Annotated in this window: 14 protein-coding genes and 1 riboswitch; of the genes, 7 read left to right on the top strand and 7 right to left on the bottom strand. The window is 54.6% G+C overall.

Annotation, left to right across the window (positions count from 1 at the left end; translation table 11 throughout):
* Nucleotides 1–81 precede the first annotated feature (81 nt).
* Nucleotides 82–227, top strand: a riboswitch (molybdenum cofactor riboswitch).
* The 6 genes from moaA (at nt 215) to KQJ18_RS17065 (ending at nt 3,661) form a co-directional block, all read left to right on the top strand.
* A complete protein-coding gene (gene moaA, locus KQJ18_RS17090; RefSeq protein ID WP_137350996.1) occupies nt 215–1,204 on the top strand; it encodes a GTP 3',8-cyclase MoaA in 990 nt (329 codons plus the stop codon). (Overlaps the previous riboswitch by 13 nt.)
* Nucleotides 1,205–1,222: 18 nt before the next feature.
* A complete protein-coding gene (gene moaB, locus KQJ18_RS17085; RefSeq protein WP_003035187.1) occupies nt 1,223–1,735 on the top strand; it encodes a molybdenum cofactor biosynthesis protein B in 513 nt (170 codons plus the stop codon).
* A gap of 2 nt (nt 1,736–1,737) precedes the next feature.
* Nucleotides 1,738–2,223 carry a cyclic pyranopterin monophosphate synthase MoaC gene (gene moaC, locus KQJ18_RS17080; protein ID WP_079224905.1) on the top strand — a complete coding sequence of 162 codons (486 nt, stop codon included), beginning with the start codon at nt 1,738–1,740 and terminating at the stop codon, nt 2,221–2,223.
* Nucleotides 2,216–2,461 carry a molybdopterin synthase sulfur carrier subunit gene (gene moaD / locus KQJ18_RS17075; RefSeq protein WP_038639062.1) on the top strand — a complete coding sequence of 82 codons (246 nt, stop codon included), beginning with the start codon at nt 2,216–2,218 and terminating at the stop codon, nt 2,459–2,461. Before moaC ends, moaD begins: the two co-directional genes overlap by 8 nt.
* 1 nt (nt 2,462) lies before the next feature.
* Nucleotides 2,463–2,915 (top strand): molybdopterin synthase catalytic subunit MoaE, encoded by a 453-nt coding sequence (moaE, locus tag KQJ18_RS17070; protein ID WP_038639065.1) that lies wholly within the window; start codon nt 2,463–2,465, stop codon nt 2,913–2,915.
* A 41-nt stretch (nt 2,916–2,956) separates the two neighbouring features.
* Nucleotides 2,957–3,661: a Bax inhibitor-1/YccA family protein gene (locus tag KQJ18_RS17065; protein WP_038639068.1), complete on the top strand. Its 705-nt coding sequence runs from the start codon at nt 2,957–2,959 to the stop codon at nt 3,659–3,661.
* 51 nt (nt 3,662–3,712) lie between these two features.
* Here the strand turns inward: KQJ18_RS17065 and KQJ18_RS17060 are convergent, their stop codons facing one another.
* Genes KQJ18_RS17060 through KQJ18_RS17050 form a run of 3 tightly spaced genes read right to left on the bottom strand, consistent with a single transcriptional unit; the run spans nt 3,713 to nt 6,674 of the window.
* The gene (locus KQJ18_RS17060) at nt 3,713–4,675 is read right to left on the bottom strand and encodes a YbhN family protein (protein ID WP_038639070.1); all 963 of its coding nucleotides are present in this window, start codon (nt 4,673–4,675) and stop codon (nt 3,713–3,715) included.
* Complete coding sequence (gene clsB / locus KQJ18_RS17055; protein WP_038639075.1) at nt 4,675–5,916, bottom strand: cardiolipin synthase ClsB; 1,242 nt, start codon at nt 5,914–5,916, stop codon at nt 4,675–4,677. Before clsB ends, KQJ18_RS17060 begins: the two co-directional genes overlap by 1 nt.
* Nucleotides 5,913–6,674, bottom strand: coding sequence for an endonuclease/exonuclease/phosphatase family protein (locus tag KQJ18_RS17050; protein WP_087857602.1), 762 nt, complete (start codon nt 6,672–6,674; stop codon nt 5,913–5,915). The genes clsB and KQJ18_RS17050 overlap by 4 nt, the downstream gene beginning before the upstream one ends.
* Nucleotides 6,675–6,806: 132 nt before the next feature.
* Between KQJ18_RS17050 and KQJ18_RS17045 the strand changes: the two genes are divergently transcribed.
* Nucleotides 6,807–7,217 (top strand): YbhQ family protein, encoded by a 411-nt coding sequence (locus tag KQJ18_RS17045; protein ID WP_006685384.1) that lies wholly within the window; start codon nt 6,807–6,809, stop codon nt 7,215–7,217.
* Here the strand turns inward: KQJ18_RS17045 and KQJ18_RS17040 are convergent.
* The 4 genes from KQJ18_RS17040 to KQJ18_RS17025 form a co-directional block, all read right to left on the bottom strand.
* Complete coding sequence (locus tag KQJ18_RS17040; RefSeq protein WP_003831543.1) at nt 7,179–8,285, bottom strand: ABC transporter permease; 1,107 nt, start codon at nt 8,283–8,285, stop codon at nt 7,179–7,181. The genes KQJ18_RS17045 and KQJ18_RS17040 overlap by 39 nt on opposite strands.
* A 10-nt stretch (nt 8,286–8,295) precedes the next feature.
* On the bottom strand, nt 8,296–9,429 hold the full coding sequence (locus tag KQJ18_RS17035; RefSeq protein WP_038639081.1) for an ABC transporter permease: 1,134 nt from the start codon (nt 9,427–9,429) through the stop codon (nt 8,296–8,298).
* Nucleotides 9,422–11,158 carry an ATP-binding cassette domain-containing protein gene (locus KQJ18_RS17030; RefSeq protein ID WP_216422368.1) on the bottom strand — a complete coding sequence of 579 codons (1,737 nt, stop codon included), beginning with the start codon at nt 11,156–11,158 and terminating at the stop codon, nt 9,422–9,424. Before KQJ18_RS17030 ends, KQJ18_RS17035 begins: the two co-directional genes overlap by 8 nt.
* Nucleotides 11,151–11,565: efflux RND transporter periplasmic adaptor subunit (locus tag KQJ18_RS17025; RefSeq protein WP_216422367.1), on the bottom strand; the 415-nt coding region annotated here is incomplete at its 5' end. The genes KQJ18_RS17025 and KQJ18_RS17030, both read right to left, overlap by 8 nt.

Below are 11,565 nucleotides of genomic sequence, written 5' to 3'. Positions count from 1 at the left end.
GTATTTATACAGCGTAAGTGTGCTTGGCATTATCGCCATTTACACGCTAGTATCGGCATAACCACTACGTACTCAAAGTATGATGAGTATAAACACTCTAGCCTCTGCACCTGGGTCAAATGATACGGTGCTTTGGCCGTGGCAATGCTCGAACGAGATTGTCACCAGGGCGCAGGAAGAAATGACTGCGTCTCCCGTATTTGGAAAGGTGTACATGGGCTCTCAACTTACCGATGCTTTCGCGCGTAAGTTTTACTACTTACGTTTGTCGATTACCGATGTGTGTAACTTTCGTTGCACCTACTGCCTGCCGGATGGCTATAAGCCCGGCGGGGTCACCAATAACGGCTTTTTGACCGTTGATGAAATTCGCCGCGTCACCCGTGCGTTCGCCAGTCTGGGGACGGAAAAAGTGCGCCTGACAGGGGGCGAACCCTCATTACGTCGCGATTTTACCGACATTATTGCCGCTGTGCGTGAAAACGACGCTATCCGTCAGATTGCGGTAACGACCAATGGTTATCGTCTGGCGCGCGATGCCGCCGCCTGGCGCGATGCCGGGTTGACGGCACTCAACGTCAGCGTCGACAGTCTCGATGCCCGTCAGTTTCACGCCATTACCGGGCAGGACAAATTTCAGCAGGTGATGGCGGGCATTGACGCCGCCTTTGCAGCCGGTTTTGAAAAAGTCAAAGTCAACACTGTGTTGATGCGCGATGTAAACCATCATCAACTGGACACCTTCCTGGCGTGGATCCAACCTCGTCCTATTCAACTGCGTTTTATTGAACTGATGGAAACGGGGGAGGGCAGTGCACTTTTCCGTAAGCATCATATCTCAGGGCAAGTACTGCGCGATGAGCTTCTGCGTCGCGGCTGGATCCACCAGCAACGCCTGCGCAGCGACGGTCCGGCTCAGGTTTTCTGCCATCCTGATTATGCTGGCGAAATTGGTCTGATCATGCCTTATGAGAAAGACTTTTGCGCCACCTGTAATCGTCTGCGCGTTTCCTCTGTCGGCAAGCTTCATCTGTGTTTATTTGGTGAAGGCGGCGTAAGCCTGCGTGACTTGCTGGAAGATGACGCTCAGCAATCCGCGCTGGAAGAACGCATTTCTACCGCGCTGCTGGAGAAAAAGCAGACCCATTTCCTGCATCAGAACAATACTGGTATTACGCAAAACTTATCTTACATTGGCGGCTGATCGCTAAAAGGAGTTTTCATGAGTCAGGTAAGCGCTGAATTTATCCCGACACGCATTGCTATTCTTACTGTTTCCAACCGTCGCGGCGAAGAGGACGACACCTCCGGTCACTACCTGCGTGACTCGGCGCAGGAAGCGGGCCATCAGATTGTTGACAAGGCGATTGTCAAAGAGAACCGTTATGCCATCCGCGCCCAGGTTTCCGCCTGGATTGCCAGTGACGATGTGCAGGTTGTGCTTATTACCGGCGGCACCGGACTGACCGAAGGTGACCAGGCGCCGGAAGCGTTGCAACCACTGTTCGACAGAGAAGTTGAAGGTTTTGGCGAAGTATTCCGTATGCTCTCGTTTGAAGAGATCGGTACCGCGACGCTGCAATCCCGGGCAATTGCCGGGGTTGCGAATAAAACGCTGATTTTCGCCATGCCGGGGTCGACCAAAGCGTGCCGTACCGCCTGGGAAAATATCATTGCGCCGCAGCTTGATGCCCGTACGCGTCCGTGTAATTTCCACCCACATTTGAAGAAATAAGTATGTCGCAACTGACTCATATTAACGCCGCTGGCGAAGCCCACATGGTGGATGTCTCTGGCAAAGCAGAAACGGTACGCGAGGCGCGTGCTGAAGCATTCGTGACGATGCGCAGCGAAACGCTGGCGATGATTATCGATGGTAGCCACCATAAAGGCGACGTTTTCGCCACGGCGCGCATTGCCGGTATTCAGGCGGCCAAACGAACCTGGGATCTTATCCCGCTGTGTCACCCACTGATGCTGAGCAAAGTCGAAGTCAACCTGCATGCCGAACCGGAACACCATCGTGTACGCATTGAGACGCTGTGTCGCCTGAGCGGGAAAACCGGTGTGGAAATGGAAGCGTTAACGGCGGCCTCCGTGGCGGCGTTGACCATCTACGACATGTGCAAAGCGGTGCAAAAGGACATGGTGATTGGTCCGGTGCGCCTGCTGGCAAAAAGCGGCGGCAAGTCGGGAGATTTTAAGGTGGATGCGCATGATTAAGGTTCTTTTCTTTGCCCAGGTCCGTGAACTGGTCAACACGGATGCTTTAGAGGTCACCGCTGAATTTCCAACGGTCGAAGCGCTGCGCCAGCATCTGGCGGCGCAAGGCGATCGTTGGGCGCTGGCGCTGGAAGACGGCAAGCTGCTGGCGGCGGTGAACCAGACGCTGGTCAGTTTTGACCATCCCCTTAACGCAGGTGATGAAGTGGCTTTCTTCCCACCGGTAACCGGAGGTTAAGATGGCTGAGACGCGAATTGTTGTTGGGCATGCGCCGTTCAGCGTTGGGGAAGAGTATCCCTGGCTTGCCGAGCGTGATGAAGACGGCGCCGTAGTGACCTTCACCGGTAAAGTGCGTAACCACAACCTCGGCGACAGTGTGCAGGCATTAACGCTGGAACACTATCCCGGCATGACCGAAAAAGCGCTGGCGGAGATTGTCGACGAGGCGCGTACGCGCTGGCCGCTCGGACGGGTGACGGTGATTCATCGCATTGGCGCGCTGTGGCCCGGCGATGAAATCGTTTTTGTTGGCGTGACCAGCGCGCATCGCAGTAGCGCGTTTGATGCCGGGCAGTTCATTATGGATTATCTGAAAACCCGCGCACCGTTCTGGAAGCGCGAGGCCACGCCGGAAGGTGAACGTTGGGTGGATGCCCGTGACAGCGATAAGCTAGCAGCAAAACGCTGGTAGAGTACAATTGTTGTAGGCTCATACTGATTCAGGAGATTGTCATGGACCGATTCCCACGATCCGATTCTATTGTGCAGGCGCGTTCCGGCCTGCAAACGTATATGGCGCAGGTTTATGGCTGGATGACCTGCGGGTTGTTGCTGACGGCGTTTATCGCCTGGTATGCGGCAAATACGCCCGCGGTGATGATGTTTGTCTTCTCCAGTAAAATCACCTTCTTTGGCCTGATTATCGCCCAACTGGCGCTGGTGTTCGTTTTGTCCGGCATGGTGCAAAAGCTGAGCGCCGGTGTGGCAACCACGCTGTTTATGCTCTATTCGGCGTTAACCGGGTTAACGCTGTCGAGCATCTTCATCGTCTATACCTACTCGTCTATCGCCAGTACCTTTGTGGTCACCGGCGGGATGTTTGGCATCATGAGCCTGTACGGTTATACCACTAAGCGCGATCTCAGCGGTTTCGGCAATATGCTGTTTATGGCGCTAATCGGTATTGTGCTGGCTTCACTGGTTAACTTCTGGCTGAAGAGCGAAGCGTTGATGTGGGCGGTAACCTACATTGGGGTGATTGTGTTTGTCGGTCTGACCGCCTATGACACGCAGAAGCTGAAAAACATCGGTGAGCAGATCGATCTGCGTGACAGTTCTAATCTGCGCAAATACGCGATTCTTGGCGCACTAACGCTGTATCTGGACTTTATCAACCTGTTCCTGATGCTGCTGCGTATCTTCGGCAATCGTCGTTAATTCTCTGTTGCCGGATAAGGCATTACGCCGCATCCGGCACTATATACACCATCATTTCGCCATTGCCTTCTCGTTTTTCGCCCGCAGCTTTTTCGCCCGACTTTCCAGCAACAGGTAGCAAATAAGCGCCAGCAGCAGCGGAATAAAATAATAGAGGACGCGATACGCAAGCAGGGCGGCGATAATCTTGCCTTGAGAAGTATCTTCTCCCGCCAGCAACGCCATAAAAACCGCCTCCAGCACGCCGATCCCCGCCGGAATATGTACGATAACCCCGGCAATACTGCTCACCAGTAGCACGCCCAGCACGAAGAAATAGTTGATATCCTGACCCAGCAACAGCCAGATAATGGCTCCCATCACCATCCAGTTGGTACTGGATATCACCATTTGCGCGATGGCAAATTTCCAGGAAGGCAGCACCAGCTTTTGGCCCCTGATGGTGATGTGGCGATGTTTCGCGAAGGCGCAAAACCACAGATAAACGACAATAATCAGTAGCAGCGCAATGCCTAAAATGCGCAGCGTACCTTCATCGATATACCAATGCGCGGGCAGCTCGACCACGCCAAAGGTAAAAATAAAGCCGCCCAGCAGAATATAGCCCAGCCAGTTGGTGGTAATACTCAGTGAAAAAATCCGCGTAATAGTGCTCCCCGGCAACCCGAGGCGCGAGTAGAGCCGATAACGCATCCCAATACCGCCCACCCAGGTGCTTAACGTCAGGTTGAAGGCGTAACAGATAAACGACACCAGCATGACCTGGCGTTTTGCCAGCTTATGCCCACAGTAATGTCGGCCGAGCAGGTCATAGCAGCCGTAGAGTAAATAACTGACGATTACCAGCCCCACGGCGCTGAGCAGGGCAGTCCGATTGTAATCCCGGATTACCGTCCAGACCTCTTCCCAATTGACCTTGCTGGCATAAATGACCAGCAACACGATGACGGCAATGAAAAATAGCCACGTGAGTATTTTTTTCGCTAACCGCCAGCGCGGATGTGCTTTGGCCATCAGGATTTTCCTCCGACATCCTCAGTTTGAATGCGATCCTGCGTTTCCATGGCAGGCTGTGCGGGCGGTTCTACCTCGGTCAGATGTGGTGTATGTGCGGGAAGCCAGCCGACCAGCGCCGGGAAATGGCGTAAAAAGTGGAACGCCAGCACGCTTTTGGTCAGGTTCCACCAGGTGCGTTTGGGCAGCATGGATTCATCAACCCGCTTGCAGTCCTGCGCAATAATCGGGTTCAGGTTATCGCGCAGAGTCTGGTTAAACGCACGGTCATGAATAATGAGATTCGCTTCCAGATTCAGCGACAGGCTGAGCGGGTCAAGATTGCTGGAGCCTACCGTCGCCCAATGATCGTCCATCAGCGCTACCTTGCCATGCAGAGGTTTACGGCGATATTCATAGACATGGACGCCGCCTTTTACCAGATAGTTGTACAGCAGGCGGGCGCCCACTTTCACAATCGGCATATCTGGTTCACCCTGCACGATGAGTTTTACCCGAACGCCGCGTCGGGCCGCTTTACGCAGGGCATGCAGAAAGCGATAGCCGGGAAAGAAGTAGGCATTGGCAATGATCACTTCCCGTCTGGCCTGGGTAAGCATTTTCAAATAATGACGTTCAATATCATCGCGATGTTCTTCGTTGTCGCGCCAGACAAATAGTACCTGCGCTTCGCCAGGCCGATGATTTTCGACTGCGCGATGATGACGTCGCCACCAGCGGCGTACGGCGCTCTGACCCGGCAAGTTTTCTAGCACGAATGTCAGGATGTCGGCCACGATGGGACCTTCAACGCGCACGGCGTAATCCTGCTTGGCCTCAGGGCCGTAATCAGACATATGTTCAGCGGAATAATTGATGCCGCCGACGAAAGCAACGCGGTCATCAATGACCACAATTTTGCGATGCATACGGCGAAAGAGATTGGTGCGCATGCCGAACAGACGCGGGCGCGGATCGTAATAGCGGAAAACAATGCCGGCTGCGGTTAGCTCATTAACGAAACTGTCGCTGAGGTCCGGCGAACCATAGCCATCCAGCAGCACTTCCGCTTTAACACCGCGACGTGCTGCACTCAGCAGCGCGGCATGCAGCTGTTTTCCGACCGCATCTTCAAACCAGATGAAGGTCTCGAGGATAATTTTTTGTTGTGCCTGTTCAATGGCGTCAAACACGGCGGGGTAGTACTGATCGCCGTTTTCCAGCAGTTGAATTTGATTGCCTTCACGCCAGCCAAATTTCATAAATGAATCTCCGCACTCAGAGGGGCATGATCGGACAAATGTCGCCAGTGACGCAGCGCCAGCGTCGTTGGGGTACTGGCATTCGCGTTTTTCACATAGATCCTGTCGAGACGCAGCAGGGGAAACTGCACCGGAAACGTCCGCGCCGGGCGACCGTGGGCGCGGGTAAAGATCTCGTCAAGATCGGCATTGGCTTTCAACGGATGATTAGCTTTTTGTCGCCAATCGTTGAAATCACCGGCGACCACGACGGGCTCACCCTCAGGTAAGGCATTCACCCAATCTGCCAGCATAGCGAGTTGGGCCTGACGGTGGGCTTCACGCAAACCGAGATGGACACACATCACGTGAACCGGGTGGGAGAGCATCGGCGGCACGATGCGGCAGTACAGGACCCCGCGTTTTTCACTCGCGCCGACCGACACATCGCGATTTTCATAATGTTCAATAGGATAGCGCGACAGCACAGCGTTACCGTGATGCCCCTGCGGATACACGGCGTTACGTCCATAAGCGAAGTCGCTCCACATGGTATCCGCCAGAAATTCGTAGTGCGTGGTGTCCGGCCAGTTTTCCACATGCAGAGGATGCACCTCGTGCGCGCCCATGACCTCTTGCAGGCACACAATATCCGCACCGACCGTTCTGACGGCCTCTCGCAGCTCAGGCAAAATAAAACGCCGATTGAAGGCGGTAAATCCTTTATGAGTATTAATGGTGAGCACATTGAATGAAAACCGTTCTGTTTGTCTGGCCATGATTCTCCCGTTGGCATCACTTTCCTGATTAAAATAGTGTAGTCGTCGTCACAAAAAGATGCGGTGTTGCGGAATTTTCCGTAAAGTCCGGTACTCTGAACAATTAGTCGAAAATCCTTCAGGAGAAAAGCCATGAGGTGGCAACAACGTGTTCGTGTCGCAACGGGTCTAAGTTGCTGGCAGATTGTGTTGCATTTACTGGTAGTGGCATTGCTGGTAATGGGCTGGATGAGCGGCACGCTGGTGCACGTCGGCCTGGGATTATGCGTCGTTTACGGCGTAACGGTTTTATTAATGCTGGCCTTACAACGTCACCATGAACAGCGCTGGCGCGACGTGGCGGATGTGCTGGAAGAACTCACTACGACGTGGTATTTCGGTGCCGCGATGATTGTACTGTGGCTGCTGTCGCGCGTGCTGCAAAACAACGTCTTGCTGGCTCTGGCGGGGCTGGTGATCCTTGCCGGACCCGCCGTGGTGTCGCTGCTGGCGAAAGATAAAAAGCTACATCACCTTGCGTCGAAACATCGCATACGCCGCTGAGCCGGTTGTGGCCGCGATCACCAACAGCGGCCACAAACTTCCCCAGACAATCTTCAGACTCGCATCCTTCAGGTAAATCTGTTTCGTGATGTCCGTAAAATGGCGGATCGGGTTTATCCACGTCAGATTCTGCAACCATACCGGCATGTTTTCGACCGGCGAGACGTAGCCTGAGAGCAATATCGCCGGCATCATGAAGACAAATACGCCGATAAACGCCTGCTGCTGGGTGGCGCACAGCGATGAAATCAGCAGACCAAAACCGACCAGCGACAGCCCATAAATCACCATCGTGAAATAGAACAGCCCCAGTGAACCGGCAAACGGAATGTGATAAGCCCAGATGCCGATCGCCAGCACAATGGTGGCCTGAAAAGTGGCCACAATCAGCGCGGGCACTGCCTTGCCGATGAAAATCTGCCAGGTGGTGAGCGGGGAGACCAGCAGTTGATCGAGCGTGCCCTGTTCGCGCTCGCGCGCCACCGACAGCGAGGTGACGATCATCACGCCGATGGTGGTGATCATGGCGATCAGCGACGGAACCACGAACCATTTGTAGTCCAGATTCGGGTTATACCAGTTACGCACCACCAGTTCGCTGTTGTTCGGTTTTGGCTTGCCATCCATCAGCTCCTGCTGGTACTCCTTCACGATCTGCTGCAGGTAATTGGCGGCAATTTGCGCGCTGTTCGAGTTACGTCCATCGAGGATAATTTGCATGGGCGCTTGCTGGAAGGTATCCAGATTCCGCGAAAAATTGGCCGGGAAGCGCACCAGCAGCAGCGCTTTTTGCGTGTCGATGGTGGGCTGGATCTCCTGTGGGCTTTTCAGTAACAGGACATGCGTAAAGGCGCTGGCGCGGGCGAAGCGCTGGGTAAGCTCCACCGAGTGTTTGCCATTGTCTTCGTTATAGATAGCGATAGTGGCGTTGGTCACTTCCAGCGTCGCGGCGAACGGGAACAGAATGACCTGAATCAGCACCGGTAAAATCAGAATGGCTCGCGTCTGCGGCTCGCGTAATAGCGATTGCAGCTCTTTACGAATTAATGTCCATAAGCGATGAAACATGCCCGTCCCCTTAATCCAGCCGACGTTTGGTTTTAAGCCACGTCAGGCCAATAAACATTACCGCCGAAGCGATTAAAAACAGCACGTTGATAATCAGCACCACCGGAATGTTGCCCGCCAAAAAAAGGCTTTGCAGGGTGCTGACGAAATAGCGCGCCGGAATAATGTAAGTCACCGCGCGGATAATCGCCGGCATGCTGTCTATCTGGAAGATAAACCCCGACAACATAATCGAGGGCAGGAAAGCGGCGTTCAGCGCAACCTGCGCGGCGTTAAATTGATTACGGGTGATGGTGGAGATAAGCAGGCCCATGCCGAGCGTACTGAGCAGGAACAGGCTGGTGATAAAAAACAGGATTAACAACGAGCCGCGATAGGGCACGCCAAGAATAAACACCGACACCAGCATACACAGCAGCATCGCCAGCATGCCTAAAAAGTAATAGGGGATCAGTTTGCACAGCAGCAGCTCGACGCGGGTAACTTCGGTAGACAACAGCGCTTCCATGGTGCCGCGCTCCCATTCACGCGCCACCACTAACGAGGTGAGGATCGCGCCAATCACCGTCATGATGATGGTTACCGCTCCGGGAATTATAAAGTGCTGGCTGATAGCCGCCGGGTTAAACCAGTAGCGGGTCTGCACATCGATTAACGGCTTAAATGATTCCCCGCGATCCTCAGCCCGCTGTTGCTGCCAAATTTGCCAGATGCCTTCGACATAACCCTGCACAAAGTTGGCGGTATTCGGTTCGCTGCCGTCAGTGATCACCTGAATAGGGGCTGTGTCTCCAGGTCGCGCCATTTGTTGGGCAAAATCTACCGGGATCACCACCAGCCCGCGAATGCGCCCGGCCTGCATTTTCTCAATCAATTCCTGACGGTTATCGCTGATGGTGGCGTCAATGTACGGCGAACCGGTCATGGTGTGGGTGAAATCCAGCGCCTCTTCGCTCTGCTGTTCGAGCAAAATTCCCACTCGCAGCTTGCTGGAGTCGAGGTTGATCCCGTAGCCGAAGATAAACAGCAGCAACAACGGGATCACCACCGCAATCAGCCAACTGCTGGGATCGCGGACGATCTGGCGCGTCTCTTTTACGCACAGCGCGCGTACGCGTCGCCATGAGAGCGCGGAGTTACTCATGCGTATGCTCCTTATCCCAGTCATTGATGAGCGTAATAAACGCCTGCTCCATGGTGGGGTCCGGCGTGTCGTTATCGGCAGCCTTTGCTTTCAGGTCGTCCGGCGTGCCGCTGGCGATCAGTTTGCCGCGATACACCAGTCCGATGCGATCGCAATATTCCGCCTCATCCATAAAGTGGGTCGTCACCATTACCGTGACGCCTTTTTCCACCATACTGTTGATATGCAACCAGAATTCTCGACGAGTAAGGGGATCAACCCCGGAAGTGGGTTCATCGAGAAACAGGATATCTGGCTCATGCATCAGCGAGCAGGCCAGCGCCAGACGTTGTTTAAAGCCCAGCGGTAGCTCGTCGGTAGCGTGGGAGGCGATGCTTTTCAGGCCAAATGCCTCACTCATGCGATCGATCTTCTCTTTCTGCGTCCGACCGCGCAGGCCGTAGACGCCGGAGAAAAAACGCAGATTCTGTTCAACCGTCAGGTTGCCGTACAGGGAGAATTTCTGCGCCATATAGCCCAGATGCTGACGCGCTTTGCCGGAGCTAACCTTGAGATCCATATCCAGCACCAGCGCTTTGCCGGAGGTAGGAACCAGCAGACCGCACATCATTTTAAAGGTGGTGGATTTCCCGGCGCCGTTGGGGCCTAACAGGCCAAAAATCTCGCCGCGCTGCACGGCAAAGTCTACATGGTCGGTAGCGGCAAAATCGCCAAACTTTTTGGTCAACGCTTTGGCTTCGATCACCGTTTCGCCAGGCGTGCCTTCCACGGTATGCAGGATGGCGCCCAGCGGTGACTCTGATGTTCCGGCCCCGCCGAGTAGATCGATAAAAGCATCCTCGAAACGGGGAGCGGTTTCGTTGATAGTTATCTCCGGCATACCGTTCGCGTCTTGAATCTGCTGGGCCGTGGCCTCTTTTTTCAGGATCAAACGGACGGATTTCCCCTGAATCATCCCGTCGCTGACCTGCGGCAGTTTTAACACGCGTTGCAACAGTCGGCGGTTATTTTCCTGCGGGCTGCTCATTAAAAAACTGCGTCCGGCCATCGTCTGCGTAAGCTGGGTCGGATCGCCCTGATACAGCAATTCGCCTTCATTCATCAGCAGCACATCACGACACTGTTCGGCTTCATCCAGATAGGAGGTACTCCAGAGGATCAGCATCCCGTCGCCCGCCAGTTCATGGACCATTTGCCACAACTCGCGGCGGGATATCGGGTCGACGCCCACGCCGGGCTCATCCAGCAGCAACACTTTAGGCTCGCCCACCAGCGTACAGGCAAGCCCGAGCTTCTGTTTCATGCCTCCGGAAAGCTTGCCTGCCAGTCGTCCGGTAAACGGACCCAGCGAGGTAAATTCCAGTAACCGGGCAAAGGTTTTTTCTCGCAAGTCGCCGGTGACGCTGCGCAAATCGGCATAGAGATTGAGGTTCTCCATGACCGTCAAATCTTCGTACAGGCCAAATTTCTGCGGCATATAACCCAGCACGGCGTGCAGGGCGCTGTCGTCTTTGATGGGATCAAAGCCAATTACCGCAGCACTTCCGGCGTCGGGTTTTAACAAACCCGCCAGCATCCGCATCAGCGTGGTTTTGCCCGCGCCGTCCGGCCCGACAAGCCCGGTCACGTAGCCGGCATGAACGGTACAGTCGAGCGGGGCGACGGCCGGTTTTTCCATTCCGGCAAAGTTTTTCGTCAACCCATTCAGCGTAATGACGGCGTCAGTCATGCCGTGCCTCATCGCCAAACTTTATTGTTACCGGCATCCCCTGGCGCAGCGCATCGTCTGCGTCGGTCACCACAATGCGCAGACGATAAACCAGGTCGGTGCGCAGGTCAGGGGTCTCGACCGTTTTCGGGGTAAACTCGGCGGTAGGCGACACGAAGCCAATTTTACCGTGATAAGGCTTGTCCGGGCGGCCATCGGTGTAGAGCAGGATTTCGCGTCCTGGCTGCGCCTGGCTTAGATTTCGTTCGTCAACGTAGGCGCGAATCCAGACCGGACGCGTGAGTGATAGCGTCAGTACCGTGCCTCCTTCGTTCAGCATGCTACCCGGTTCAACCGCCCGGGTGAGAATCGTGCCGTCAGACGGAGAGGTTAACGTGGTGTCATGCAAATTCAGTTCAGCCTGCGCC

It is taken from the genome of Citrobacter sp. S55_ASV_140 (genome assembly GCF_018919505.1).
In the GTDB taxonomy this organism is placed as follows: Bacteria; Pseudomonadota; Gammaproteobacteria; order Enterobacterales; family Enterobacteriaceae; genus Citrobacter; species Citrobacter werkmanii.
This window is presented reverse-complemented; position numbering and strand designations above follow the sequence as displayed.

Coding starts and splice junctions, on each gene's coding strand:
- moaA (WP_137350996.1), top strand. CDS start 215: ATGGGCTCTCAACTTACCGATGCTTTCGCGCGTAAGTTTTACTACTTA.
- moaB (WP_003035187.1), top strand. CDS start 1,223: ATGAGTCAGGTAAGCGCTGAATTTATCCCGACACGCATTGCTATTCTT.
- moaC (WP_079224905.1), top strand. CDS start 1,738: ATGTCGCAACTGACTCATATTAACGCCGCTGGCGAAGCCCACATGGTG.
- moaD (WP_038639062.1), top strand. CDS start 2,216: ATGATTAAGGTTCTTTTCTTTGCCCAGGTCCGTGAACTGGTCAACACG.
- moaE (WP_038639065.1), top strand. CDS start 2,463: ATGGCTGAGACGCGAATTGTTGTTGGGCATGCGCCGTTCAGCGTTGGG.
- KQJ18_RS17065 (WP_038639068.1), top strand. CDS start 2,957: ATGGACCGATTCCCACGATCCGATTCTATTGTGCAGGCGCGTTCCGGC.
- KQJ18_RS17060 (WP_038639070.1), bottom strand. CDS start 4,675: ATGGCCAAAGCACATCCGCGCTGGCGGTTAGCGAAAAAAATACTCACG.
- clsB (WP_038639075.1), bottom strand. CDS start 5,916: ATGAAATTTGGCTGGCGTGAAGGCAATCAAATTCAACTGCTGGAAAAC.
- KQJ18_RS17050 (WP_087857602.1), bottom strand. CDS start 6,674: ATGGCCAGACAAACAGAACGGTTTTCATTCAATGTGCTCACCATTAAT.
- KQJ18_RS17045 (WP_006685384.1), top strand. CDS start 6,807: ATGAGGTGGCAACAACGTGTTCGTGTCGCAACGGGTCTAAGTTGCTGG.
- KQJ18_RS17040 (WP_003831543.1), bottom strand. CDS start 8,285: ATGTTTCATCGCTTATGGACATTAATTCGTAAAGAGCTGCAATCGCTA.
- KQJ18_RS17035 (WP_038639081.1), bottom strand. CDS start 9,429: ATGAGTAACTCCGCGCTCTCATGGCGACGCGTACGCGCGCTGTGCGTA.
- KQJ18_RS17030 (WP_216422368.1), bottom strand. CDS start 11,158: ATGACTGACGCCGTCATTACGCTGAATGGGTTGACGAAAAACTTTGCC.